General features: G+C 63.2%; 27 protein-coding genes, 1 tRNA gene and 1 pseudogene. 24 read left to right on the top strand and 5 right to left on the bottom strand.

The features are described 5' to 3' along the window. Positions 1-94 precede the first annotated feature (94 nt). The 3 genes from NL528_RS26375 to hemB form a co-directional block, all read right to left on the bottom strand. A complete protein-coding gene (locus tag NL528_RS26375; RefSeq protein WP_309177383.1) occupies positions 95-871 on the bottom strand; it encodes an arginyltransferase in 777 nt (258 codons plus the stop codon). Positions 872-948: 77 nt separating this feature from the next. Continuing rightward, positions 949-1,500 carry an RDD family protein gene (locus NL528_RS26370; protein WP_309177382.1) on the bottom strand — a complete coding sequence of 184 codons (552 nt, stop codon included), beginning with the start codon at positions 1,498-1,500 and terminating at the stop codon, positions 949-951. Positions 1,501-1,774: 274 nt separating this feature from the next. Then, positions 1,775-2,836, bottom strand: coding sequence for a porphobilinogen synthase (gene hemB / locus NL528_RS26365; protein WP_309177381.1), 1,062 nt, complete (start codon positions 2,834-2,836; stop codon positions 1,775-1,777). 197 nt (positions 2,837-3,033) lie between these two features. Between hemB and NL528_RS26360 the strand changes: the two genes are divergently transcribed. From NL528_RS26360 to NL528_RS26290, 15 genes are all read left to right on the top strand, one after another. Further along, entirely contained in the window at positions 3,034-3,495 is a 462-nt protein-coding gene (locus tag NL528_RS26360; RefSeq protein WP_309177380.1) for a DUF6163 family protein, read from the top strand. Positions 3,496-4,033: 538 nt separating this feature from the next. Continuing rightward, the gene (gene ldtR / locus NL528_RS26355; RefSeq protein WP_074276258.1) at positions 4,034-4,549 is read left to right on the top strand and encodes a transcriptional regulator LdtR; all 516 of its coding nucleotides are present in this window, start codon (positions 4,034-4,036) and stop codon (positions 4,547-4,549) included. A gap of 234 nt (positions 4,550-4,783) precedes the next feature. After that, positions 4,784-5,011, top strand: a complete 228-nt coding sequence (locus NL528_RS26350) for a hypothetical protein (protein ID WP_309177378.1) — start codon at positions 4,784-4,786, stop codon at positions 5,009-5,011. An 18-nt stretch (positions 5,012-5,029) separates the two neighbouring features. Beyond that, positions 5,030-5,251 carry a hypothetical protein gene (locus NL528_RS26345; protein ID WP_309177377.1) on the top strand — a complete coding sequence of 74 codons (222 nt, stop codon included), beginning with the start codon at positions 5,030-5,032 and terminating at the stop codon, positions 5,249-5,251. 526 nt (positions 5,252-5,777) lie between these two features. Then, the gene (locus NL528_RS26340) at positions 5,778-6,404 is read left to right on the top strand and encodes a glutathione S-transferase (RefSeq protein ID WP_309177376.1); all 627 of its coding nucleotides are present in this window, start codon (positions 5,778-5,780) and stop codon (positions 6,402-6,404) included. A gap of 307 nt (positions 6,405-6,711) precedes the next feature. Continuing rightward, on the top strand, positions 6,712-8,022 hold the full coding sequence (gene glyA, locus NL528_RS26335; protein WP_309177375.1) for a serine hydroxymethyltransferase: 1,311 nt from the start codon (positions 6,712-6,714) through the stop codon (positions 8,020-8,022). Between the two features lie 12 nt (positions 8,023-8,034). Continuing rightward, positions 8,035-8,517, top strand: coding sequence for a transcriptional regulator NrdR (gene nrdR / locus NL528_RS26330; protein WP_309177374.1), 483 nt, complete (start codon positions 8,035-8,037; stop codon positions 8,515-8,517). Beyond that, positions 8,514-9,665 carry a bifunctional diaminohydroxyphosphoribosylaminopyrimidine deaminase/5-amino-6-(5-phosphoribosylamino)uracil reductase RibD gene (gene ribD / locus NL528_RS26325; protein WP_309177373.1) on the top strand — a complete coding sequence of 384 codons (1,152 nt, stop codon included), beginning with the start codon at positions 8,514-8,516 and terminating at the stop codon, positions 9,663-9,665. The genes nrdR and ribD overlap by 4 nt, the downstream gene beginning before the upstream one ends. Beyond that, positions 9,666-10,274 (top strand): riboflavin synthase, encoded by a 609-nt coding sequence (locus NL528_RS26320; protein WP_309177372.1) that lies wholly within the window; start codon positions 9,666-9,668, stop codon positions 10,272-10,274. 76 nt (positions 10,275-10,350) lie between these two features. Further along, entirely contained in the window at positions 10,351-10,842 is a 492-nt protein-coding gene (gene ribH, locus NL528_RS26315) for a 6,7-dimethyl-8-ribityllumazine synthase (protein WP_309177371.1), read from the top strand. A gap of 2 nt (positions 10,843-10,844) precedes the next feature. After that, positions 10,845-11,354, top strand: a complete 510-nt coding sequence (nusB, locus tag NL528_RS26310; RefSeq protein WP_309185032.1) for a transcription antitermination factor NusB — start codon at positions 10,845-10,847, stop codon at positions 11,352-11,354. A 135-nt stretch (positions 11,355-11,489) separates the two neighbouring features. Continuing rightward, positions 11,490-12,491 carry a thiamine-phosphate kinase gene (gene thiL / locus NL528_RS26305; RefSeq protein WP_309177370.1) on the top strand — a complete coding sequence of 334 codons (1,002 nt, stop codon included), beginning with the start codon at positions 11,490-11,492 and terminating at the stop codon, positions 12,489-12,491. A gap of 201 nt (positions 12,492-12,692) precedes the next feature. Beyond that, on the top strand, positions 12,693-12,902 hold the full coding sequence (locus tag NL528_RS26300) for a cold-shock protein (RefSeq protein WP_074276268.1): 210 nt from the start codon (positions 12,693-12,695) through the stop codon (positions 12,900-12,902). Between the two features lie 359 nt (positions 12,903-13,261). Continuing rightward, positions 13,262-15,382: a sodium-translocating pyrophosphatase gene (locus NL528_RS26295; protein ID WP_309177369.1), complete on the top strand. Its 2,121-nt coding sequence runs from the start codon at positions 13,262-13,264 to the stop codon at positions 15,380-15,382. 90 nt (positions 15,383-15,472) lie between these two features. After that, positions 15,473-15,712, top strand: coding sequence for a zinc-ribbon domain-containing protein (locus tag NL528_RS26290; protein WP_309177367.1), 240 nt, complete (start codon positions 15,473-15,475; stop codon positions 15,710-15,712). Between the two features lie 139 nt (positions 15,713-15,851). Here the strand turns inward: NL528_RS26290 and NL528_RS26285 are convergent. Then, positions 15,852-16,852 (bottom strand): annotated as a pseudogene (locus NL528_RS26285) (Bug family tripartite tricarboxylate transporter substrate binding protein). Positions 16,853-17,084: 232 nt separating this feature from the next. Further along, positions 17,085-17,570 (bottom strand): outer membrane protein assembly factor BamE, encoded by a 486-nt coding sequence (locus NL528_RS26280; RefSeq protein WP_309177365.1) that lies wholly within the window; start codon positions 17,568-17,570, stop codon positions 17,085-17,087. 122 nt (positions 17,571-17,692) lie between these two features. On the opposite strand from NL528_RS26280, the gene NL528_RS26275 reads away from it, so the two are divergent. The 9 genes from NL528_RS26275 (at position 17,693) to NL528_RS26235 (ending at position 23,725) form a co-directional block, all read left to right on the top strand. Next, the gene (locus tag NL528_RS26275; protein WP_309177363.1) at positions 17,693-18,241 is read left to right on the top strand and encodes a ubiquinol-cytochrome C chaperone family protein; all 549 of its coding nucleotides are present in this window, start codon (positions 17,693-17,695) and stop codon (positions 18,239-18,241) included. Positions 18,242-18,261: 20 nt separating this feature from the next. Next, on the top strand, positions 18,262-18,834 hold the full coding sequence (locus tag NL528_RS26270; RefSeq protein ID WP_309177361.1) for a DUF177 domain-containing protein: 573 nt from the start codon (positions 18,262-18,264) through the stop codon (positions 18,832-18,834). Between the two features lie 314 nt (positions 18,835-19,148). Beyond that, complete coding sequence (plsX, locus tag NL528_RS26265) at positions 19,149-20,210, top strand: phosphate acyltransferase PlsX (RefSeq protein ID WP_309177359.1); 1,062 nt, start codon at positions 19,149-19,151, stop codon at positions 20,208-20,210. Then, on the top strand, positions 20,207-21,184 hold the full coding sequence (locus tag NL528_RS26260) for a beta-ketoacyl-ACP synthase III (protein ID WP_309177358.1): 978 nt from the start codon (positions 20,207-20,209) through the stop codon (positions 21,182-21,184). Before plsX ends, NL528_RS26260 begins: the two co-directional genes overlap by 4 nt. Before the next feature lie 131 nt (positions 21,185-21,315). Further along, complete coding sequence (locus NL528_RS26255) at positions 21,316-21,645, top strand: integration host factor subunit alpha (RefSeq protein ID WP_074276276.1); 330 nt, start codon at positions 21,316-21,318, stop codon at positions 21,643-21,645. Positions 21,646-21,677: 32 nt separating this feature from the next. Further along, a complete protein-coding gene (locus NL528_RS26250) occupies positions 21,678-22,262 on the top strand; it encodes a MerR family transcriptional regulator (RefSeq protein ID WP_309177357.1) in 585 nt (194 codons plus the stop codon). 102 nt (positions 22,263-22,364) lie between these two features. After that, positions 22,365-22,442: transfer RNA gene (locus NL528_RS26245), tRNA-Pro, on the top strand. Positions 22,443-22,558: 116 nt separating this feature from the next. Next, complete coding sequence (locus NL528_RS26240; protein WP_309177356.1) at positions 22,559-23,074, top strand: hypothetical protein; 516 nt, start codon at positions 22,559-22,561, stop codon at positions 23,072-23,074. A 174-nt stretch (positions 23,075-23,248) separates the two neighbouring features. After that, positions 23,249-23,725: a hypothetical protein gene (locus NL528_RS26235; protein WP_309177355.1), complete on the top strand. Its 477-nt coding sequence runs from the start codon at positions 23,249-23,251 to the stop codon at positions 23,723-23,725. Positions 23,726-23,730 lie beyond the last annotated feature (5 nt).

The following is a 23,730-nucleotide window of genomic DNA, read 5'->3' as shown; positions in this document are numbered from 1 at the left end:
CGCGCATCGCGCGTCTCGAACCATGAGGCCCCGATGCCGCCCATCCTTCGAGACGCCGCGCTACGCGCGGCTCCTTCAGGATGAGGTCCGTAAATCAATCCTGCGGCTCGGACGGCACTTCGCCGGTCGCGTCGACCCGCAGCCAGCCGGACGGCGCCAGCCGCTGCTGCGGCAGGAAGCGGCCCTTGTAGTCCATCTTCTTGGAGCCTTCGATCCAGTAGCCGAGATAGACGTAAGGCAGCCCCAGCCGTCGCGCGCGCGTGATGTGGTCGAGGATCATGAAGGTGCCGAGCGAGCGGCTGACTTCCGACGGTTCGAAGAACGAATACACCATCGACAGCCCGTCGCTCAGCACATCCGTCAGCGCGACCGCGATCAGCTCCTCGCCGCGGCCGGTGATGCCGGAGTCGATGTTGCGCCGGCGGTATTCGATGATGCGGGTTTCGACGTGGCTGTCCTCCACCATCATGGCGTAGTCGAGCACGGTCATGTCGGCCATGCCGCCATGGCGGTGGCGCTTGTCGAGATAGGCGCGAAAGACCGAATATTGTTCCGAGGTCGGCACCGCGCTGCGCTGCTCGCCGATGATATCGGCGTTGCGCGCCATGACTTTCCGGAAATTGCGCGAGAGCCGGAATTCGTTGGCGATGACGCGCACCGACACGCAGGCGCGGCACTGGTCGCAGGCCGGCCGGTAGGCGATCGACTGGCTGCGCCGGAAGCCGCCATGGGTCAGCAAGTCGTTGAGATCGCCTGCCTTGTCGCCGACCAAATGGGTGAACACCTTGCGCTCGTGCCGGCCCGGCAGATACGGGCAGGGCGACGGCGCCGTCAGGTAGAATTGCGGGGTGTCACGCGAATGCTGGGTCACGTCAGTTCGTCAGGCCTCCGAAGCAGCTGTCACAGCATCGCGCCGCGGAGGCTGACGGTCAATTAATTTAGTCCTGGTCAATAGCTGCGCGCTGCCGGTGCGACCTGGGTCCGCACCGAACTGTTGATAATGACGGTTCCCAGGATGATGTCGTGCAGCAGCCGGCGGCGGCCATTGAACAGCCCGACGAGGAGCACCAGCGGGGTCAGGAACGAGATCGAGACGTAGAACAGCACCGCGTGGGTGGCGCCGAGCACGAAATAACCCGGTGCGCCGTACCAGGTGCGTAATTCCAGATCCATCACGCGCATGCCTACGGTAGCCGAATGCGGGCCGCCCAGCGAGGCGCCGTAATAGACGATGGCCCAGACGATCGAGGCCGGCCACGCCAGCCAGAACAGCGCCCAGCCCAACCCGAGCGTAATCAGGCCGAACACGGCGATGAAGATGTAACCCAGGATCACCGGGATCGACAGCACGACGAGGTCGATCAGGAACGCAAACACCCGTCGCGTCAGTACGCCGCGAAACAATTCCGGCTGCAAATAAGGATCGAAGGCGTGCGGCTGCACCCCGCCGTCGTTGCGCCAGGCACCACCACCCATGTTACCCGAACCGCTATAAGACATGACCCGTCCTCCCGACATGACGTCCGGTGCAGCAGATGGGAACCGGCCCGGGGTGTGCCAAGGCCCGCCAGCATTAACAAGCCGCAATATTCGGGCGATTTGGGGGCTATTCGTCGTCCCGGCCCGCCTGTCACCCCGTCATTGCGAGGAGCGAAGCGACGAAGCAATCCATCCATCCGCGTGCGCCGCGCGATGGATTGCTTCGCAGAGCCTGTCATCGGGCGCGCATTCGCGCGACCCGTTGGCTCGCAATGACGTGGAAGGGCCGGTCGGTTTACCCTTCCGCCTTCAGCTTCTCGGCCGCCTTCGGCGCGAAGTAGGTCAAAATCCCGTCGGCGCCGGCGCGCTTGAAGCCGACCAGGCTTTCCATCATCGCGCGGTCGCCGTCGATCCAGCCATTATTGGCGGCGCCTGCGATCATCGCGTATTCGCCGGACACCTGGTAGACGAAGGTCGGCATCGCAAAGGTGTCCTTCACCCGCCGCACGATGTCGAGATAGGGCATGCCGGGCTTCACCATCACCATGTCGGCGCCTTCGGCGATGTCGAGTTCGACCTCGCGCAGCGCTTCGTCGGAATTGGCGCTGTCCATCTGATAGGTGCGCTTGTCGCCGGTCAGGGTTTTCGCCGAACCGATGGCGTCGCGGAACGGGCCGTAGAAGGCGGAGGCATATTTGGCCGCATAGGCCATGATCTGCACGTCGAGGAAGCCGGCCTGATCCAGCGCCTCGCGGATGGCGCCGACGCGGCCATCCATCATGTCGGAGGGCGCAATGATGTCGCAGCCGGCTTCGGCCTGCACCAGCGCCTGCCGCACCAATACCGCCACCGTCTCATCGTTGAGGATCTTGCCGTCCTCGATCAGCCCGTCGTGGCCGTGGCTGGTGAAGGGATCGAGCGCCACGTCGCAGAGCACGCCGAGATCCGGGAACTCCTTTTTGATCGCGCGCACCGATTGGCAGACCAGATTGTCGGCGTTCAGCGCCTCGGAACCCTCCTCGTCGCGCAGCGCAGGCTCTGTGTAAGGAAACAGCGCGAGGCAGGGGATATTCAGCTTGGCCGCGCGCTCGGCATCCCGGACCGCCTGATCGACGGTAACGCGGTCGACGCCGGGCATCGAGGCGACGGCGGTCCTTTTGTTCTGGCCATCAACGACGAACAGCGGCCAGATCAAATCGTTGGTCGTCAGCACGTTTTCCCGCACCAGCCGCCTTGCCCATTCGGCCTTGCGGTTGCGCCGGGGACGGGTGACCAGGTCGAGCGGGGGCGAGGAGAGGGCGGCCGGCCGCCGGGGCGCGTCGCGCATTTCGATCGGACGCCCGAATTTGATCGCCATGTGATGGTTGCTCCTCGACGGCGGGATAGGTTCGATTTGGTCCAATTCTAGCACCTTGCCGGGGCCCCGTCACCGCACCGTTGATTTACCGCAACGGCAATTGATTTTACCGCCCCGGCAGGCCAAGACTCGGTCTATGAGGACATCTTTCCGGCTCATGAGCTTCGATTCCCAGGTTCAATCTCAGGTCCAATGCGATGTCTGACACCTCGACGCGCGAGCAGTCGCGGGACAACGCCATATCGGTGGCGGCGATCTCGTCCGAACGGATCGAGCCCGACGATAATGCGTGGACGCGGCGACTGGTCTTGTTCCTGCGCATCATGGCGGTGGTCTCGATCGCCAAGGGCCTCTACCACTGGGCGCAGGTGACGGGCTTCATCGGCGGCGAGGAAGAGGCGTTCGAAAACCAGTCGATGGCCTGGCAGACCGCGACGATCTATTTCGCGGTGATCGAACTCGTGGCCGCGGTCGGGCTGTGGCTCGCGACCCCATGGGGCGCGGTGGTGTGGCTCACGACCGTGGTGTCGATGGCGGTGATCGAGCTGATGTTTCCGGGGATCTACGGCGGCAGCCTGACAGTGGTGGGTTTCGAGGCCGTGATGCTGGCGGCTTATCTCGCGCTCGCCTGGATGGCCGCGCGCGAACGCCCGCCATAGGCTCTTCCGCCTCGATAGTAGCTTGCTGCGCATTCCGTGGCTTCATGGTTCGAGACGCGCGGCTTTGCCGCGCTCCTCACCATGAGGGGCCGACCAGGACCAAGACCTCATCCTGAAGAGCGGCGCAAGCCGCGTCTCGAAGGGTGAAGCCACCGAACTTCAATTGGCCTAGCCCACCTGCGTGCAGGAATCGCCACGCGACCGCGTAAGATTTTCCGAAAATTTGCCGGTAACCCTTCGCTCACCGTAAAGGGTTCCCTCACACCTGTTACGCAGGCGTTTCGAATTTGAACGAACCTGTTTCCGAATGCGACAGGGGGCGCAGACGAAGCGTGAACAGGGGCCCGCCACCGTCAATGAAAGGTTGCGAAAAGCCCTTGAGCCATGGGCTTAATCCGTGATTCACTGTCTTAAATTCATGATCTCTTTATTGTCTTATTTAAGCTGATCTTCAAACGCCCCCCTTAAGTTGAAGCTATCAGGCGGGACACAAGTTTCGTCGAAATAAGTCGATAAAAACGACTACAGGGGAAGTGTCATGATCAAAGCCGTTGCAACGGCGGTGGAAACCGCTGAACGCTCTGCCGGTCAAGCTCCGGTGCAGCCGCTCTATCTTGAAGCATTGACTTTGGTAGAGCGGTTGCATCGCCGCCTGCTCGACGTCATCAAGGACGAATTCGATCGCCGCGGCCGCGCCGACATCAATTCGGTGCAGGCGCTGTTGCTCTACAACATCGGCGACAAGGAATTGACCGCGGGCGAACTGCGCACGCGCGGTTACTACCTCGGCTCCAACGTCTCCTATAACCTCAAGAAGCTCGTCGAACTCGGCTTCCTCGATCATCAGCGCAGCCGCGTCGATCGCCGCTCGGTCCGCATCCGCCTGACCGCGCAAGGCCAGGAAATCCGCAAGATCGTCGACGCGCTTTATCAGAAGCACGTCAAGACCGTGGAGCAGGTCGGCGGCATCTCGAACGAAGAGTTTGCGACGCTGAACAAGTCGCTGCACCGGCTCGAACGGTTCTGGACCGACCAGATCCTGTATCGGCTCTGAGACAAGTTTCGAAGCCTCGACGGCCAAGCCGGCGACTCAAGAAGACCGGCAGCCCAATGTTCTAGGGTAGAATTGGGTTTCAAGTAGAATTGCAAGGCAATAAGCCTTCATGGAGCGCATCGGATCCGGTCTTCCGGCCCCGTGCGTTTTGTTTTTCGGCGGTGCGAAGACGAATTTCCGAAAAGGAACTTATGATCGGGTGACGCATTATCCGTTGTAACGGAGACCCGGATCATGCTGGTCGAGCGCGGATTGCAGGTGATGAATGTCGAGGTGGTGGGCGATGCCTACGCCATCGCCTCGAACTATCTGCGCAAGGCCGGCGCCATTCCCGACAGCTTTGCGACCGACGAGCGGCTGCTGGAAATCATCGTCCAGATGTTTCAGCGCGGCGAATTCAACCGGATCAGGCTCGCCAACAAGGCGATCGCCAAATTCGAAGCCGAAACATTCATCGCCTGACCTCTCCCGGAGAAAATCATGGAAGCCGCCGTCGACCGCATCATGCTGACCTATGACCTGCTGCTGAACCGCACCGCGGCGGCCAGCGCCGAGGCGCGCGAGAAGGTGACCGATTATGTGAATACGCTGTTCGAGGCCGGCGAAAAGGATATCCACCGGCTGACCGTGTGCGGGCTGACCTATCTGCGCCAGCTCGACGGCTCCACCGATCCGGTGAAGGCCGGGTTTACCGGGCTGTAGCGGCAAGCCGCGCGGTCGCTCGTCGCGGCTTTGTCAGGCCACGGGGTTAGACAGTAACTGCCAAGCGCCGCGGCCTTACCATTGCTCCGATGCAACCTGGTTGCATCCATAGCAACGGAAAATTCTGGCCGCGGCGAAGCTCTTGGTGTTCGGCAGGTCACCCAAATGCGTCATCTCCTCTCCGCAAACGTCGCATTTGCAGGTCGGTGACTCCTCGGGCGGTTCGGCAACATCGTTCATCGCGGCTTATTGTTTGGGCCTGTCCAGGCCGGACAACGCCGTCAGCATACTCCATCGAATGGGTCGAAATAGTGAAACGCGCCCCCCGTAAAACTACGCTCCTTTTCTCGGCTCATGCGGGCTACTCGTGACGTCGAGACCGCCAGGCCGGAGACGGTAAGCTCGCGCCGGCGCTGATGTTCGATACCGAGGATATCGTCGCGAAGATCGTGAATGCATTGGCTTAAATGGTTGCGCGATGGTGCTATAAGCTCCGCGCACCAACAAGAAGCCCCAGGAAGCGCCGATGCTCACGTTTCACCATCTCAACGACTCCCGCTCGCAGCGCATCCTGTGGCTGCTGGAGGAGCTTGGGCTACCCTATGAGATGAAGCGCTATCAGCGCGATGCGGTGACGCGGCTGGCGCCGCCGGAATTGACTGCAGTGCATCCGCTCGGCAAGTCGCCGGTCATCACCGACGGCGATATCAGGATCGCCGAATCGGGCGCGATCGTCGATTACATCATCCGCCGTTACGGAAAGGGGGCGATGATGCCCGCGCCCGGCGGTGCCGAATATGAGGCCTACAATGAGTGGCTGCATTATTCGGAAGGCTCGGCGATGCTGCCCCTGATGCTGAACCTGTATGTGTCGCGGCTGAAGGAGGCCGGCGCGCCCCTGCATCCGCGCATCGACAGCGAGATGGCCAATCATCTCGGCTATGTCGATGGCGCGCTGAAAGGGCGCGAGTTCTTCGTCGGTCCGGCGCTGACCGGGGCCGACATCCAGATGAGCTTTGTCGGCGAGATGGCAAAGGTGTTCGACAAGCTCGGGCCGTATCCGAACCTTGCGGCGTGGCTGTCGCGGATGCATGCGCGGCCCGCGTTCCAGCGGAGCGTGGAGAAGGGCGGGGCGTATCGGTTTTCGAAATAATTCCGTCGTTCCGGCGAAAGCCGGAACCCATACGCCGCGGCCGGGGAAAGGGGCACCTTGGCGGGGGCCTTCTTCCTTCCCCCAACGGGCTTCTGTGGTTATGGGCCCCGGCTCAAGGCCGGGGCGACCGGTAGAAAGTTCCCTTGTTCCCCGCCATCCCCACCATATCTTGCACAAATATCAGTCTTGTACCGCAAGCGCTTGGCCAATTCCGGGCGATGTGGTATCTCGCAGGCGCTTCTTCGACCGCCACAACTGACCGGCCGCATCCCGCCTAACGGCTTGCGGCGATGGAGATATTTCTTCCATGACCGCTCCGTCCCCCTTCGCCAAGACCGCCTCCGCGCCCGACTCGTTCTTCACCGCCACGCTCGCCGAGGCCGATCCGGAGATCGCCGCCGCCATCCAGGGCGAACTCGGCCGGCAGCGCCATGAGATCGAGCTGATCGCGTCCGAAAACATCGTCAGCCGCGCCGTGCTGGAAGCGCAGGGCTCGGTGATGACCAACAAATACGCCGAAGGCTATCCGGGCGCGCGCTACTATGGCGGTTGCGAATGGGTCGACGTCGCCGAGACGCTGGCGATCGAGCGCGCGAAAAAGCTGTTCGGCGCTGCCTTTGCGAACGTTCAGCCCAACTCAGGCAGCCAGATGAACCAGGCGGTGTTCCTGGCGCTGCTGCAGCCCGGCGACACCTTCATGGGCCTCGATCTCGCCGCCGGCGGCCATCTCACCCACGGCGCGCCGGTCAACATTTCCGGCAAATGGTTCAAGGCGCAGCATTACACCGTGCGCCGCGAGGACCAGATCATCGACATGGACCAGGTCGCGCGCCGAGCCGAGGAAGTGAAGCCGAAGCTGATCATCGCCGGCGGCTCGGCCTACTCGCGTTCGTGGGACTTCAAGCGCTTCCGCGAGATCGCCGACAGCGTCGGCGCCTATTTCATGGTCGACATGGCGCACTTCGCCGGCCTCGTCGCCGGTGGCGTGCACGCTTCGCCGGTGCCGCATGCGCATGTCACGACCACGACGACGCACAAATCGCTGCGCGGCCCGCGCGGCGGCTTGATGCTGTGGAACGACGAGGCGCTGACCAAGAAGTTCAATTCGGCGGTGTTCCCGGGCCTGCAGGGCGGTCCGCTGATGCATGTGATCGCTGCGAAAGCGGTGGCGTTCGCCGAAGCCTTGCGTCCGGACTTCAAGATCTACGCCAAGAACGTTGTCGAGAACGCCAAGGCGCTGGCGGAGAGCCTGCGCGCCAACGGCCTCGACATCGTTTCCGGCGGCACCGACAACCATCTGATGCTGGTTGACCTCAGGCCCAAGGGCCTGAAGGGCAATTTGTCGGAAAAGGCGCTGGTGCGCGCCGCCATCACCTGCAACAAGAACGGCATTCCGTTCGACCCCGAAACGCCGTTCGTCACCTCGGGCCTGCGGCTGGGCACGCCGGCGACGACCACGCGCGGTTTTGGCGTCGCCGAATTCAAGCTGGTCGGCGGCATGATCGCCGAAGTGCTGAACGCGCTAGCGCAGTCGGCGGACGGCAAGGCGCCATTGGTGGAGGCCGCGATCAAGGAACGCGTCAAGGCATTGACCGACCGCTTCCCGATCTATCAGTAAAGGTCCTTTCGGATGCGCTGTCCCAGCTGCAACAGTCTCGATACGCAGGTGAAGGATTCGCGTCCGACCGAGGATTCCGCCGTGATCCGGCGGCGGCGGGTGTGCATCGCCTGCAATTTCCGCTTCACCACCTTCGAGCGGGTGCAGCTCCGCGAACTCACGGTGATCAAGCGCAACGGCCGCCGCGTGCCGTTCGACCGCGACAAGCTGGTACGCTCGCTGCAGATCTCCTTGCGCAAACGGCCGGTCGATCCCGAGCGGGTCGAGAAGATGGTTTCCGCCATCGTGCGCGAACTGGAGAGCGGCGGCGAAGCCGAAGTGTCGTCGGAGGCGATCGGCGAGATCGTGATGGAGCATCTGCGCCAGCTCGACGACGTCGCCTATGTCCGCTTCGCCTCGGTCTATCGCAATTTCCGCGAGGCCAAGGATTTCGAGACCGTGCTCGGCGAACTCTCCGCCGAAGACGACGCGCGGGTCGCCACGTTGCGCAAATGATCTTCCGCATTCTGGAAGACCAGCACGCGCAGAAATACCGGGAAGCGAAGGCGGCGGATGCGCGCTTCATGCAGCTTGCGCTGGCGCTCGGGCGGCGCGGGCAGGGCCGCACCTGGCCCAACCCTGCCGTCGGCGCGGTCGTGGTCAAGGACGGCGTCATCGTCGGCCGCGGCTGGACGCAAGCCGGCGGACGGCCTCACGCCGAGCCGGAGGCGCTCCGGCGCGCCGGTGAGGCTGCGCGCGGCGCCACGCTCTACGTCACACTCGAGCCCTGTTCGCATTTCGGCAAATCGCCGCCTTGCGTCGATGCGGTGATCGCGGCCGGCATTGCGCGGGTGGTGTCGGCGATCGAGGATCCCAATCCGGAAGTGGCCGGGCAGGGCTACGCCAAACTTCGCGCGGCCGGTATCACGGTCGATGTCGGCCTCGGCGCGGCCGAGGCTGCGCGCGATCATGCCGGACATTTCAGGCGTATCCGCGACAAGCGCCCGCATGTGATCCTCAAGCTCGCCGTTTCCGCCGACGACAAGATCGGCGCCGCCGGCCACAAACCGGTTGCCATATCAGGCGAGGCGGCAAAGACACGCGTGCATCTGCTGCGCGCGCAATGCGACGCTATCCTGGTCGGCATCGGCACCGTGCTGGCGGACGATCCGCTCTTGACTTGCCGGCTGCCGGGCATGGAAGCGCGCTCGCCGGTGCGCCTGGTGCTGGATCGGGCGCTGCGTATTCCCGGCACCAGCCGGCTGGTTCATTCCGCGCGCGAGACGCCGCTGTGGGTGATGACCTCAGATCTTTCCGAAGCGCCGGCGGCGATGAAGCTTGGCGCCGCGGGCGCGCAGGTGATCCGTGTCGCCGCAACGACCAGGCCGCCGGGGCTGGATTTGGCGGCCGTGCTGCGCGCGCTGTCCGACAAGGGCATCACGCGGTTGCTGGTCGAGGGCGGTGCGAAGGTGGCGTCATCCTTTGTCGCCGCCGATCTGGTCGATGAAATCTGGCTGCTGCGCGGGCCCGACGCGGTCGGCGCCGATGGCGTCCCCGCGCTGGATGCATTGCCGCTCGCAACAATCACGCAGTCGCCGGGCTTTAAGGTTCGTGCTAGCGAAAGCCTGAGCAAGGATACTCTGACCGTGTACGAGCGCGCATAAATGTTCACCGGAATAGTCACCGATGTCGGCGAGATCGCCAGCCTGACCCCGACCGCGCAGGGCCAGTTGCACCGCATGCGCATCGCCTGCCGCTACGATCGCGCGACGATTGCCGACGGCGCCTCGATCGCCTGCAACGGCGTGTGCCTGACCGTGGTCGCCTCCGGCGTGGAGCAGGGCAAGACCTGGTTCGATGTCGATGCCGCCGCCGAAACGCTCGGCATGACCACGGCGAAACACTGGGTCGCCGGCACAAAGCTCAATCTCGAGCGCGCACTCAAGATCGGCGACGAACTCGGCGGTCACATCGTGGCGGGCCACGCCGACGGCATCGCCACCATCGTCAAGCGCGACGATCTGCCCGATATGGCCAGATTCGAACTGCGCACCACGCGGGAGCTGGCGCGCTTTATCGCTACAAAAGGCTCGGTGACGCTGGATGGTGTGTCGCTGACGGTCAATACCGTCAGCGATGTCGTGTTTTCGGTGCTGATCATTCCCCACACGCTCAGCGTCACCACGCTCGGCGCCTGGCGCGCGGGCAGCGAGGTCAATCTTGAGGTCGACCTGATGGCCCGCTACGCGGCGCGGCTATCGGAAATGAAGTAGTCACAGGCCTTGGCATAGGGCGCTGCTGCGCCTAAAAGCTGCACAACTGACAAATAGTTCCGATTGGCAAGATACAATGGCAGACGCGCGGCGCGCACCCCTGAAAGACCAGACCGATATCGCAGGCGCGCGCGCGCTGATCGTCGAGGCGCGGTTCTATGACGACATCCAGGATGCGCTGATGGAAGGCGCGGTCGCCGAGTTGAAGACGGCGGGCGTGACGCACGACGTGATCACCGTGCCGGGGGCACTGGAAATTCCGGCGGCGATCGCGATTGCGATCGATGCCGCCGAGAAAAATGGAAAGCCCTATGACGCCGCGATCGCGCTTGGCTGCGTGGTGCGGGGCGACACCATCCATTTCGAGATCGTCTCGATCGAATCCTCGCGCGCGCTGATGGACCTCGCGGTCGCGAGAAAATTCCCGCTCGGCAATGGCATCATCACCGTCAATACCGAGGCGCAGGCCTGGGCGCGGGCGCGCGCCGGCGAACTCAACAAGGGCGGCGATGCTGCACGCGCGGCGCTGGCGATGCTGCGGATCAAACGCCGGCTGACAAAGGCCTGATGATGGCAGACAGCAAGAAGCCGGCGAAAACTCCGGACAAAAAGAATCCCGACAAGAAGGCCAACCGGCGCGGCGCAGCAAGGCTCGCCGCGGTGCAGGCGCTGTATCAAATGGACATCGGCGGCGCCGGGATCAACGACATTTTTGCCGAGTTCGAGAGCCATTGGCTCGGCAACGAGGTCGAGGGCGATAAATATCTGCCGGCGGAGGCCGCGTTCTTCCGCGACGTGGTGGCCGGCGTGGTGCGCGACCAGGCCAAGCTCGACCCCTTGATCGACGATGCGCTGTCGAAGGGCTGGCCGCTGAAGCGGATCGACGCCATTTTGCGCGCGGTGCTGCGGGCGGGCTCCTACGAACTGGAGCATCGCAAGGACGTGCCCGGCCGCGTGGTGGTTTCGGAATACGTCGATGTCGCGCACGCCTTTGTCGAAAAGGACGAGACCGGCATGGTGAACGCGGTGCTCGACCAGATCGCGCGCCAGTTCCGCGCCGATGAGTTCGCGCGTGGCTAGCCACGTACCGTGCTGTCATCACCCGCGAAAGCGGGTGATCCAGTACGCCGCGGCGGTCGTGGCTGGTCATCCGCGCCGTCGAATACTGGATCGCCCGATCAAGCTGGGCGATGACAGCTGTGGGTGTGACGCCTCATGGTAGATCGCCGAAGCAATCAATCCGGCGAGGACTCGCTGATCGCCCGCTATTTCAGGCCGATCGCGACCGATCCGGGCGCCTTCGATCTCGGCGACGACGCCGCGGTCTTGAAGGCGGAAGGCTGCGAGATCGTGGTGACAACCGACGCCATCGTCGAGGGCGTGCATTTTCTTAGCAGTGATCCGCCCGATACGGTCGCGCGCAAGGCGCTGCGGGTCAATCTCTCGGATCTCGCGGCGAAGGGGGCTGCGCCTGCCGGTTTTGTGCTGACGCTGGCGCTGCGCAAGGTGGACGACGCTTGGCTAAAATCGTTCGCACAGGCGCTTGGCGAGGACGCGGCGCTGTTCAGCTGTCCGCTGCTCGGCGGCGATACCGTTTCCACGCCGGGGCCGCTGATGATCTCGATCACCGCGTTCGGCCGTGTGCCCGCGGGCAAGATGGTTCATCGCAGCGGCGCAAAGCCGGGCGACCGCGTCGTGGTGACGGGGACGATCGGTGACGCCGCTCTGGGGCTCGCCATTCTCAGGGGTGGCAACGTCGCCGATGCCGCCGCCAACGATGGTTCCGCGCGAAATCTGCTGATCGGGCGCTACCGCGTTCCGCAGCCGCGCAATGCGCTGGCGAGCGCGGTTCGCGACCACGCCAGCGCGGCGATGGACGTCTCCGACGGCCTCGCCGGCGATCTCGCCAAGCTGTGTGCGGCGTCCGGTGCTTCCGCGGTCATCGATCTGGAATCGATCCCGCTCTCCGCTGCCGCAAGCGATCTGGTGTCGCGGCGGATTGTCGGCATCGAAACATTGATCGCCGGTGGCGACGATTATGAGGTGCTGTGCGCGATCCCGGAAGATCGCGTCGAGGCGTTCGCGGAGGCCGCGCGGCTTGCCGGCGTGCCGGTGACCTCGATCGGCATGGTGGTTGCGGGCGCCTCAGCGCCAAAATTCATCGACGGGCAGGGTGCGGAACTCGCGCTGGAACGGCTGTCCTACAGTCACTTTTGAAGCCAGCTTTGGTTGGCTGGAGCTTTATTTTCCCGCATGCATTGCAATTTCCGGGAAAACCTTTAGTTATGACGGCCCGATTACCGCCGTGCCTTGTCGAACGCGCCCTTGGGGCCTCTTCCAGAGACATCGTCGATATTGGATTGAATCCGCGCGATCGCCGTGCGGAATGCGAGCCTTACGTGCTTTGGAGAAGAGAAAATGGCTACTGGAACAGTGAAGTGGTTCAACGGTCAAAAGGGTTTTGGCTTCATTCAGCCGAGCGACGGCAGCAAGGATGTGTTCGTTCACATCAGCGCCGTCGAGCGCGCCGGTCTTGGCGGACTGGCTGAAGGCCAGAAGGTTCAGTTCGAACTCAAGGAAGACAAGATGCGGGGCAAGGTCAGCGCGGAAAATCTGTCGCTCGCCTAAGCTTCGAAAACGTTCGTTTCACGGATGTACAGGAATGACTAGCGTGCCCGCTCGACCCCTTGGGGTTGGGCGGGTTTTTTGCATTTTGAGGCAATCAGCGACCGGGTGCCATCGGCCGGCTCCCGGCCGTTGCCGAAGAAGACGCGTATTCCCCGCCACGGAAAGCCGGTTTTCCCGGTATTTCCTTTCCAGAATCGACGGTTTTCGCCCTTCGCGGCGTTGCGCCGGGGAGACGATTTTGGCATGGTCCCGCCGATTTAAGGCCGCCCTTTTGGGCAGGGAAAGGCCTTCTTTTTTTGCGCGCGCCGCGTCCGCGGTGATGCGTTGGGGTGAGACAATCAAGATCTGAGGCAAATTCAATGACAGCATTATGGGTGATTGTGCTCTGCGGAGCGCTTTCGATCGTTTACGCCATCTGGGCGACCGCATCGGTGATGAAGGCAGACGCCGGCAATCCGCGGATGCAGGAAATCGCCGCCGCCGTGCGCGAAGGTGCGCAGGCCTATCTGAAGCGCCAGTACATGACGATCGGTATGGTCGGCATCGTGATCTTCGCGCTGCTGGCTTACTTCCTCGGCATGCTGGTCGCCGCGGGCTTCCTGATCGGCGCGGTGCTGTCGGGCGCCGCCGGCTTCATCGGCATGAACGTCTCGGTTCGGGCCAATGTGCGCACCGCGCAGGCGGCGACGACGTCGCTGGCGGGCGGACTTGAACTCGCCTTCAAGGCTGGTGCGATCACCGGCATGCTGGTCGCGGGTCTCGCGCTGCTCGGCGTCACCCTCTATTTCGCCTATCTCACCCACTTCCTGGGGCTTGCCGCCAACAGCCGCACCGTGGTCGATGCGCTGGTCGCGCTCGGCTTCGGCGCTTCGCTGATCTCGATCTTCGCGCGTCTCGGCGGCGGCATCTTCACCAAGGGCGCTGACGTCGGCGGCGATCTCGTCGGCAAGGTCGAGGCCGGCATTCCCGAAGACGATCCGCGCAACCCCGCCACCATCGCCGACAACGTCGGCGACAATGTCGGCGATTGCGCCGGCATGGCGGCTGACCTGTTCGAAACCTATGCGGTGACCGCGGTCGCCACCATGGTGCTGGCCGCGATCTTCTTTGCGACCTCGCCGCTGCTGGTCAACATGATGACGCTGCCGCTCGCGATCGGCGGCATCTGCATCATCACCTCGATCATCGGCACCTTCTTCGTCAAGCTCGGCGCCAGCCAGTCGATCATGGGTGCGCTCTATAAGGGCCTGATCGCGACCGGCATCCTGTCGCTCGGCGGCGTCGCCGGCGTCATCTACTGGCTGATCGGCTTCGGTCCGCTGGCGGGCGTGAAGTTCACCGGCATGGCGCTGTTCGAATGCGGTGTCGTCGGTCTCGTCGTCACTGGCCTGATCATCTGGATCACCGAATACTACACCGGTACCGACTTTCGCCCGGTGAAGTCGATCGCAGCCTCGTCGGTCACCGGTCACGGCACCAACGTGATCCAGGGTCTGGCGATCGCAATGGAATCGACCGCGATGCCCGCGATGGTCATCATCGCCGGCATCCTCGTCACCTACAGCCTTGCCGGCCTGTTCGGCATCGCGGTTGCGACCACGACAATGCTGGCGCTGGCCGGCATGATCGTGGCTCTCGACGCCTTCGGCCCGGTCACCGACAATGCCGGCGGTATCGCCGAAATGGCCGGTCTGCCGAAGGAAGTGCGCAAGTCGACCGACGCGCTCGACGCCGTCGGCAACACCACCAAGGCGGTCACCAAGGGCTACGCCATCGGTTCGGCCGGCCTTGGCGCGCTGGTGCTGTTCGCGGCCTACAATGAAGATCTCAAATTCTTCATCGCCAACACTGCCAAGTTCCCGTACTTCCAGGGCGTGCTGCCCGACTTCTCGCTCAACAACCCTTACGTCGTCGTGGGTCTGTTGTTCGGCGGCCTGCTGCCGTATCTGTTCGGCGCGATGGGCATGACGGCCGTGGGCCGGGCGGCCGGCGCGATCGTCGAGGAAGTGCGGCGCCAGTTCCGCGAAAAACCCGGCATCATGCAGGGCACCGACAAGCCGGATTACGGCAAGGCGGTCGACCTTTTGACCAAGGCCGCGATCAAGGAAATGATCATTCCGTCGCTGCTGCCGGTGCTGTCGCCGATCTTCGTCTACTTCGTGATCTTCGCGATCGCAGGCGGCGGCGCGGCCGGCAAGTCGGCGGCGTTCTCGTCCGTCGGCGCGATGCTGCTCGGCGTCATCGTCAACGGACTCTTTGTCGCGATTTCGATGACCTCGGGCGGCGGCGCCTGGGATAACGCCAAGAAGTACATCGAGGACGGCCATTACGGCGGCAAGGGTTCCGACGCGCACAAGGCGGCGGTGACCGGCGACACCGTCGGCGATCCCTACAAGGATACGGCGGGTCCCGCCGTGAACCCTATGATCAAGATCACCAACATCGTGGCGCTGCTGCTGCTGGCGATCCTCGCGCACTGAACCAAACCGACGTGACCTGCGACAAACCCGCGGTGCAAGCCGCGGGTTTTTTGCTGCCGGTCGGGCGGCTCGCTTGAAAGGTTGACCGTCATGAAGTTCGAGATGACCCGGTGCAGTCAGTGCGGCAGCGAAATGCTGATGGGCGCGACCGTCTGTCCAAGCTGCGGCAGGGCGCAAGGGGGCTCCGGCAGGCCAGGTCCATATCAGTCGGGGACGTTGCTGGCGGTCGTGCTGTCCGCGGCGGTGCTGTTCTTCTTCAGCTGGATGAAGCCGGCGCCGCAGGTGAGCCAGATCGCGTCACCTCCGGCGGTGACGATTCCTGCGCGATAATCCCGAGCTGTTCGTCATCCTGAGGTGCGAGCCTGTTCGGCGAGCCTCGAAGGATGCTGGGCGGTGCTAGCTGCCATCCTTCGAGGCGCGCAAGAGCGCGCACCTCAGGATGACGGCGGTGTGTGCGGCACGACCATGCTCAATTCACATCCATCTGCAGGCCTTCCTGCTTGATGATGCCGGCGAATTTTGTCGTCTCCGCCGCCACGAAATCGGAAAATTGCGCCGGCGTTCCCCAGTCGGTGCGCGCGCCCATGCTGGCGATGGTCTTCTTGATGTCGTCGCGCTCCAGCATCGTCTTGATCTCCTTGTTGAGGGCATCGACGACCGGGGCAGGCGAGGCCTTCGGCAGAAACACGCCGAACCATGACGAGACGTCGAATTTTGCAAGCTCGGGCGCGCTTTCGCGCATGGTCGGGATATCAGGCGCCACCGCGCTGCGTTCGGGCGTGGTGACAGCCAGCGCCGTGAGCTTGCCTTCCTGGGTTTGCGGCAGCGATGGGTAGAGGTTGTCGAACAGGATCTGGATATCGCCGGCAAGGGCTGCCTGCAGCGCCGGCCCCGCGCCGCGGAACGGCACATGCACCATCTTCAGCCCGGTGAGCTGCAGGAACCAGGCACCGGTGAGGTGAGGGCTCTGTCCCACTCCGGAGGACGCGTAGTTCAGCTTGTCCGGGTTGGCCTTGATGTAGGCGATCAGCTCGGCGATCGACTTGATGCCGGTGGACGGGTGCGCCGACACGATGTTCGGCGTCCGGATCAGGTTGGAGACCGCCTGCAACTGGTCGGCCTTGTAGGTCAGGTTGCGGAAGATGCTGTAGGCGATGGCGTTGGGGCCGGGATTGCCGATCAGGATGGTATGGCCGTCGCCCTTCTGCCGAATCACCTCGATAGTGCCGATGGTGCCGCCGCCGCCGGAGCGGTTTTCGACCACCGCGGACTGACCCCACGCTACTTGCAGATGCGCCGCCAGCAACCGCCCCATCACGTCGGAGTGCCGCCGGCCGCGGCCGGCACGATGATGCGGACGGTCTCGGTCGGGCGCCAGTCGGCGAAGGCTGCGCGCGGCAAGATGGCGGCTGTCGCGAACGCTGCGGCGCCGGACAATACGCGGCGGCGGGAAAAAGCTCTGTTGCGCACCAATTCGCTCCCTGCTGAAACGTTGTTTTGCAGGCGAGCGTAGGGAGCGTGCGGCCGTCCGGCAAGCGGACGACTTGGCGCAGGCTCCTCAATCGTCGCGTCGTTCCCCGGATGCTGCGCAGCGCGTAGCGGTGCGCTGCTGATCCGGGGTCCATCGATAAGATTGGGATTTTGGGTCCCGGCTCTGCGGAGCGGTACTGCGTACCGCACCGCGTCCGGGACACGTGCTGAGCTAGTTGAAGCTGAGCAGCTTGAACAGCGGCGTCAGGTAGCTCATCTCCTGGCCGGAGGTCGGCGTGGTGCGGCTGATGAAGTCGAAGATCTTGCCGTCCTGCAGCCCGTAATTGGCGAGCCGCTGCACTTGGCGGTTCTTGTCGAAATAGACTGCGATCACCCGCTGGTCGACCACCTTCTGGTTCATGAACGCGACCTTGCGTTCGGAGCGCTGCGAAATGTAGTAGAACACCTCGCCGTTCAGGGTGGCGACGGTGGAGGGCGTGCCCATCACGATCAGAACCTGATCCTGGCTCGCGCCGATCGGAATCTGCTCGAGCGCGCCTTGCGGCAGGATATAGCCCTTCTGGAATTGCTCGCCGGTGCAGGCGCCCAGCGCCGCGCACAATAGCGCAACCGCCGCAACCGCGCGAAAACCGCGCCAGCGCGCGGTCAGGCCGCGCGAAGCGGCCGCGCGTGAGCTAAAATGGCTCGTCTTGGTCATTTACGGAACTGTCCCGTCCCCTTGCATCGCGCGATGCGTTGACGTACCGGGCAGCACGCTGGATTGCAACATGCGCGCGCTCCCAGGAAATAAACCCTTGGGGCTCGCTTGCGGAACCCACAATGCTTTGGCCGTTCAATCACTTCAGGAAGCCCCAAACACCCCATCGCGGCACCATTGAAGCCATCTATGGCATGATCGTGACGCGAGCGCGAGAACCGTTGTTTTATCGGGCTTTAGGGGTGCCGGACACGGTTAACGGCCGTTTTGACCTGCTTCTGCTGCATTTGTGGCTGGTGTTGCGGCGCCTGCGGTCGGCTGCGGCCGGTACTACCCTGTCGCAGGCGCTGTTCGACCATTTCTGCATTGATATGGACGATAATCTGCGCGAAATGGGGGTCGGCGACCTCACTGTGCCGAAACGGATGCAGGCATTTGGCGAGGCGTTTTACGGCCGCACCGCAGCCTATGATCTGGCGCTGACCGGGGGCCCCGAGGCGTTGGCGCAGGCGCTGTGCAAGAATATCCTGAACGGGGCGGACATCGAAAAGGCACGCCTGCTTGCGGCTTACGCCGAGGCGGTTGTCGCGGCCCTGGCCGGGCTCGACGAGACGGCATTGGTGAGCGGTGCCTGGAAGTTTCCTTGGCCAGAGGCGAACATGCAGCCATGAGCAAGAGTGCCAAGAGTGCAATGACAGAAAAACCGGACCCGTGGCGCGTACCTATCGCCGTGCTGAAAATCCCGGACACGGGGCTGCATCGCGATATCGAGGCCGATGCAGCCACGCGCCACGCGGTTGCCGAAATCGGCGGCTTGCGCGAAGTTCTCTCGGCGGATGCCTCGTTCGACGTGACGCCGCAGAGCAGCGGCCGCTATCATGTGACCGGCCAGGTGCGGGCGCGGATCGGACAGACCTGCGTGGTGACGCTGGAGCCGATGGAGAGCGACATCGACGAACTGATTGACATGATTTTCGCGCCGCCTGAGCAAATTCCAGAACTCTCCGATCTCGTCGACGACGCCGCTGAGAGCGACGAAGACATTCCGGATCCGCCGGAGCCGATCGAGAACGGCATCATCGATCTCGGCAGGGTGGCGACCGACGCGCTGTATCTCGCGGTCGATCCCTATCCGCGCAAACCGGACGCCGTGTTCGAACCGTTGGTGGAAGCCGCTGATCCCGAGGATCATCCATTCGCCGCCCTGAAAGCGCTGAAGGCCGAGGCCAAGCCGGCCGGCGCGAACAAGCCCAAGGGCAAGTGATAAGGGCAAGTGAGGCGCGGTTAATGTGGACCGCGCGGGCGCATTCCGGTTGAAGTGGATGCGCCATCTCACGAGGAATTTCATCTAATTCATTGAAAAAGCTGGATTTATCTATTTTGGCTACTTCCGGATGGCGGCGGCGCCCGATCCTGAAAGAGCGCGGTCAAGAGGTTGTTTCGGGGCGGGGACACGCTATTGTCGCGGCCCGGCGGAGGCGCAGCGTTGCGCTTTGCCGAGCGCCGCCTTCCGCGGCAGCTTCCAGCGCGCGGCCGGGCTCTAACAGGGCCGCCAGAGATCAGGTTTCCGGGACGTTCATGCCTCAAAAGGTTCGAATCGCGCTTGACGCCATGGGTGGCGATGTCGGCGCATCGGTCGTTATTCCCGGCGCCGCGACGGCGCTAACCCGGCGTCCAGACTCCGAATTTCTGCTCTTCGGCGACAGCGCATTGATCGAAGCGCAACTCGCCAAATACCCCGCGTTGAAGGCAGCCTCGCGCGTTGTCCATACCGACGTCACCGTCAGCATGCACGACAAGCCAAGCCAGGCGCTGCGCCGCGGCCGCAAGACCTCGTCGATGTGGCTGGCGATCGACGCGGTGAAGAAGGGCGAGGCCGACGTTGCGGTATCGGCCGGCAATACCGGCGCGCTGATGGCGATGGCGCGGTTTTGTCTGCGTACGCTGCCCGGCGTCGACAGCCCGGCGATTGCCGCGGTATGGCCGACGGTGCGCGGCGATTCGGTCGTGCTCGATCTCGGCGCCACCATCGGCGGCGATGCGCGCCATCTGGTGACGCTGGCGGTGATGGGCGGCGCGATGGCGAGCGTGCTGTTCAATCTCGAACGGCCGACGGTCGGGCTGCTCAATATCGGGGTCGAGGAGATCAAGGGCCACGAGGAAATTCGCGAGGCCGCCGAATTGTTGCGCGCGATGAATCTGCCCCAGCTCAACTATATCGGCTTTGTCGAAGCCGACGGCATCGGCAAGGGCCTTGCGGACGTGATCGTCTCGGAAGGCTTTAGCGGCAACATCGCGCTGAAGGCCACCGAGGGCACCGCGCGCCAGATCATGGACCTTCTGCGCGCGGAGATCTCGAGCCGATGGCTTGCCAGGATCGGCTATCTGTTCGCGCGGGGCGCCTTCCGGGCGCTGCGCGACAAGCTGGATCCGAAAAAGTCCAATGGCGGCGTGCTGCTCGGGCTCAAGGGCGTCGTCGTCAAAAGCCATGGCGGAACCGACGCCGAGGGCTTTGCCTATGCGATCGATGTTGGCTATGAGATGGTCCGCTACGATCTCCTCACCAAGATCAATCAGATGCTTAATCGCGACGGCAGCGCGCTGGTATCAGCGCAGACCGCGCAGGAGGCTGTCTCGTGACTGCGATACGTTCGGTCGTGCTCGGCTGCGGCTCCTATCTGCCGCAGCGGGTCCTGACCAATGCCGAACTGGCGGCCAAGGTCGACACCTCGGACGAGTGGATCGTCCAGCGCACCGGCATCCGGCAGCGCCACATCGCCGCCGAAGGCGAGTTCACCTCGCATCTGGCGATCAATGCCGCGCGCGCGGCCTTGGCCCATGCCGGGATCGATGCGCAGTCGATTGACCTGATCGTGCTGGCGACCTCGACCCCGGACCAGACTTTTCCGGCGACCGCGGTCGCGGTGCAGAACGGGCTCGGCATCAATCATGGCGCGGCCTTCGACCTGCAGGCGGTCTGTTCCGGCTTCGTGTTTGGGCTCGCCACCGCCGATAACTTCCTGCGCACCGGCGCCTTCAAGCGCGCGCTGGTGATCGGCGCCGAAACCTTTTCGCGCATCCTGGACTGGAACGACCGCGGCACCTGCGTGCTGTTCGGCGATGGCGCCGGCGCCGTCGTGCTGGAGGCGCAGGTCCAGCCGGGAACACCGTCCGATCGCGGCGTGCTGACGACGCATCTGCGTTCCGATGGCCGGCACAAGGGCAAGCTCTATGTCGATGGCGGTCCGTCCTCGACCCAGACCGTCGGCCATCTCCGGATGGAAGGCCGCGAAGTGTTCAAGCACGCGGTCGGCATGATCACCGACGTGATCGTCGATGCCTTCAACGCCACCGGCGCCACCGCCGACAGCATCGACTGGTTCGTGCCGCACCAGGCCAACAAGCGAATCATCGATGCTTCAGCGCACAAGCTTCATATTGCGCCGCAGAAAGTGGTGCTGACAGTCGACCTCCACGGCAACACCTCGGCGGCCTCGATTCCGCTGGCGTTGGCGGTCGCCGTCAACGACGGACGCGTCAAGAAGGGCGATCTCGTGCTGTTTGAAGCGATGGGCGGCGGCTTCACCTGGGGTTCCGCGCTGCTGCGCTGGTAGGCAGACGCTTAAATTTCGATATAGTTTGTCGCTTGTTTCATGCCTGTGCATGATGAGCGCTGTTGACCATCGCCTGCTAAGCTCCTAATTTCAGGAGACAAAATTTGTTCGCCGAGAGTGCGGGGCAGGCGATGACCGGGACGGGAAAAACAGTCACACGCGTCGATCTATGCGAGGCGGTCTACCAGAAGGTGGGCCTGTCGCGAACGGAGTCGTCTGCGTTCGTCGAGCTTGTTCTGAAGGAGATTACCGACTGCCTGGAGAAGGGCGAGACGGTGAAGCTGTCATCATTCGGTTCGTTCATGGTGCGCAAGAAGGGTCAGCGTATCGGACGTAACCCGAAGACCGGCACCGAGGTGCCGATCTCTCCGCGTCGCGTGATGGTGTTCAAGCCGTCGGCCATTCTGAAGCAGCGCATCAATGGTCATGTTGTTAGTAACGGCGACGGCAAGGAAGACTGAGATTATTCTCACACGGTAAGGGAGCCAGGCATTTGGACAAGGCGCCGGATGCGTTCCGTACCATCAGCGAGGTCGCGGACGATCTCGACATCCCCCAGCACGTGCTGCGGTTTTGGGAGACGCGGTTCGCCCAGATCAAGCCGATGAAGCGCAGCGGCGGGCGGCGCTATTACCGCCCCGACGACGTCGACCTGCTCAAGGGCATCCGCCGCCTGCTGTACGGCGAGGGCTATACCATCCGCGGCGTGCAGCGGATCCTCAAAGAGCACGGCATCAAATCGGTGCAGGGCATCGCCGACCAGAGCTCGGCGGTCTCGTTCGGCGCGGTCGAGGAGGCAATCGGGCTCAGCCTGAACGAGCCCGATGAAGGCGAGGCCCTGGGCGTAGATACCGATGACGAGGATATCGAGGGCGCCGACAGGGAGGGCATCGACTACCGCTTCGCCGATACCGGCGACGAGGAGATTTTGGCGCCGTTCGGCAAGGCCCGCGCGGCTGCGGCTCCCGCACCGGCCCGTCCGGCGATATCAGCGCAGGACCGCGAGCGCCTCGAACACGTGCTGCAGGATCTGATCGCCTGCCGGCAATTGATCGATTCCGCGTTGAAGGACGGCTGAGGGACGGAGACCACGGAGGGGCGGAACCGGCCGCCGTGCCCCTGCCCAAAACCCCGTGGCGCGCCTTGCGCCGGGACCTGATCGCAGCTAATGGAACGGCATCGGAGCGTGGCGCAGCCCGGTTAGCGCACTAGTCTGGGAGACTAGGGGTCGGAGGTTCAAATCCTCTCGCTCCGACCAATTATTTCAATTTTTGGTGCTTCTGACGTGCCTTTCCGCCCCCATTGGAGTCGGAAAACCGCGATGATAGCAAGCTGTCAATGTTTCGCGTAAAGATTGTGAAACGGAGGCCAGTTTTGAAGCCAGGCAAAACGATTAGAGAGACGTTCGGTTATCTCAAGAAAAACGAGAGGGCGCGGTCCGACGCAATGATGCTTCAAGTTGGTCGCGTCGTGGTGGAGCTGTCGAACGTCGAGCACGTTCTTGGGTTTATGTACGGGATGTTGGGCGATGGGCCTCCGGGTGAACGCTGGCAGTACTTTGCAACCAAGTCCCCCAACTTCCAAGCGCGCCTAAAGCTGCTCAACCAGGCTGTCAAGGCAGCATGCCCGCCTGAACGCCTACCACTCTGGGAAGCTGCCCATCTGAAGCTCTCGGGTAGTCGCAGCGTACGAAATAGGGTGGCGCACTACGGTGTTCGTCAACTGTTCACGTCTGATCGAAAGCTGTTTGGTGTTGAGCTGAGACCTCCCTGGTATCTGGGAAACGCCGCGCGGCGGGCACTGAAGATTGCTGATGTTCGACAGGCGGCCGATGAACTGGTCGGGGCCACAGCTGACCTCTGGGATTTCATCAATAAAATCGCTCGCTAATGGGCCGCTGGGCACGGCTACGGGACAATACCGGTTATCGCCCCGTGTCTTTCAGCAAGGGTCAGAGTCGGACACAGCCAACCGGGTGGGTCGGCTTGTGATGCGGTGGTAACGACGGCTCTATGCAATCGGCGGCGGGAAGGGCGACGTTCCTTAGTGGGTAGTGTAGCGTCCGTGCCGCTCGGTGAGAGCGAAGTCGGAGCTGGTATCATTCCTGGTAAGATATTCCCCCACGATAAACGACCGGCCCCACCAGCAAAGGCGGAGCGCCCTGATTTCGCTTGGATGATGGAGGAGTCGAAGCATCTCGCTTCGCTTATCCATGTACCCCCAAAGACAATCTACGACATCTTCAAGTCATCGAGCGATTGGGAGTTTATCCTTAAAATCGACGCGCTACTCGAGGCCGCTGCACGGAAAGTCGTGAAGGTCGCCTTTGCGGCAAACGACAAAATGGACCCTGACGATATGGAAGAGTTCGTGGACACGCTGCCGATGAGAGGCCGCACGTCTCTTCTCAAGCTGTTGGAGGCCACTGGCTGCGGGAAGGAAGAGAGTCACCTTATCGATTGCGTACGTATCCTGCGTAATGGCTTTGCCCACGATATCACCCAGATTGAGCTGCACCCGGTTCCGAGGACACCGAGTTAGGTGTT

The sequence above is a fragment of the Bradyrhizobium sp. Ash2021 genome (assembly GCF_031202265.1).
In the GTDB taxonomy this organism is placed as follows: domain Bacteria; phylum Pseudomonadota; class Alphaproteobacteria; order Rhizobiales; family Xanthobacteraceae; genus Bradyrhizobium.
Note: the sequence above shows the minus strand (reverse complement) of the source record. Positions and strands in the feature narration are given on the sequence as shown.

Excerpts from the sequence above, each read along its gene's own strand:
- NL528_RS26370 (WP_309177382.1), bottom strand. The coding sequence starts at position 1,500 with ATGTCTTATAGCGGTTCGGGTAACATGGGTGGTGGTGCCTGGCGCAAC.
- hemB (WP_309177381.1), bottom strand. The coding sequence starts at position 2,836 with ATGGCGATCAAATTCGGGCGTCCGATCGAAATGCGCGACGCGCCCCGG.
- NL528_RS26360 (WP_309177380.1), top strand. The coding sequence starts at position 3,034 with ATGTCTGACACCTCGACGCGCGAGCAGTCGCGGGACAACGCCATATCG.
- ldtR (WP_074276258.1), top strand. The coding sequence starts at position 4,034 with ATGATCAAAGCCGTTGCAACGGCGGTGGAAACCGCTGAACGCTCTGCC.
- NL528_RS26350 (WP_309177378.1), top strand. The coding sequence starts at position 4,784 with ATGCTGGTCGAGCGCGGATTGCAGGTGATGAATGTCGAGGTGGTGGGC.
- NL528_RS26345 (WP_309177377.1), top strand. The coding sequence starts at position 5,030 with ATGGAAGCCGCCGTCGACCGCATCATGCTGACCTATGACCTGCTGCTG.
- NL528_RS26340 (WP_309177376.1), top strand. The coding sequence starts at position 5,778 with ATGCTCACGTTTCACCATCTCAACGACTCCCGCTCGCAGCGCATCCTG.
- glyA (WP_309177375.1), top strand. The coding sequence starts at position 6,712 with ATGACCGCTCCGTCCCCCTTCGCCAAGACCGCCTCCGCGCCCGACTCG.
- nrdR (WP_309177374.1), top strand. The coding sequence starts at position 8,035 with ATGCGCTGTCCCAGCTGCAACAGTCTCGATACGCAGGTGAAGGATTCG.
- ribD (WP_309177373.1), top strand. The coding sequence starts at position 8,514 with ATGATCTTCCGCATTCTGGAAGACCAGCACGCGCAGAAATACCGGGAA.
- NL528_RS26320 (WP_309177372.1), top strand. The coding sequence starts at position 9,666 with ATGTTCACCGGAATAGTCACCGATGTCGGCGAGATCGCCAGCCTGACC.
- ribH (WP_309177371.1), top strand. The coding sequence starts at position 10,351 with ATGGCAGACGCGCGGCGCGCACCCCTGAAAGACCAGACCGATATCGCA.
- nusB (WP_309185032.1), top strand. The coding sequence starts at position 10,845 with ATGGCAGACAGCAAGAAGCCGGCGAAAACTCCGGACAAAAAGAATCCC.
- thiL (WP_309177370.1), top strand. The coding sequence starts at position 11,490 with ATGGTAGATCGCCGAAGCAATCAATCCGGCGAGGACTCGCTGATCGCC.
- NL528_RS26300 (WP_074276268.1), top strand. The coding sequence starts at position 12,693 with ATGGCTACTGGAACAGTGAAGTGGTTCAACGGTCAAAAGGGTTTTGGC.
- NL528_RS26295 (WP_309177369.1), top strand. The coding sequence starts at position 13,262 with ATGACAGCATTATGGGTGATTGTGCTCTGCGGAGCGCTTTCGATCGTT.
- NL528_RS26290 (WP_309177367.1), top strand. The coding sequence starts at position 15,473 with ATGAAGTTCGAGATGACCCGGTGCAGTCAGTGCGGCAGCGAAATGCTG.
- NL528_RS26280 (WP_309177365.1), bottom strand. The coding sequence starts at position 17,570 with ATGACCAAGACGAGCCATTTTAGCTCACGCGCGGCCGCTTCGCGCGGC.
- NL528_RS26275 (WP_309177363.1), top strand. The coding sequence starts at position 17,693 with ATGCTTTGGCCGTTCAATCACTTCAGGAAGCCCCAAACACCCCATCGC.
- NL528_RS26270 (WP_309177361.1), top strand. The coding sequence starts at position 18,262 with ATGACAGAAAAACCGGACCCGTGGCGCGTACCTATCGCCGTGCTGAAA.
- plsX (WP_309177359.1), top strand. The coding sequence starts at position 19,149 with ATGCCTCAAAAGGTTCGAATCGCGCTTGACGCCATGGGTGGCGATGTC.
- NL528_RS26255 (WP_074276276.1), top strand. The coding sequence starts at position 21,316 with ATGACCGGGACGGGAAAAACAGTCACACGCGTCGATCTATGCGAGGCG.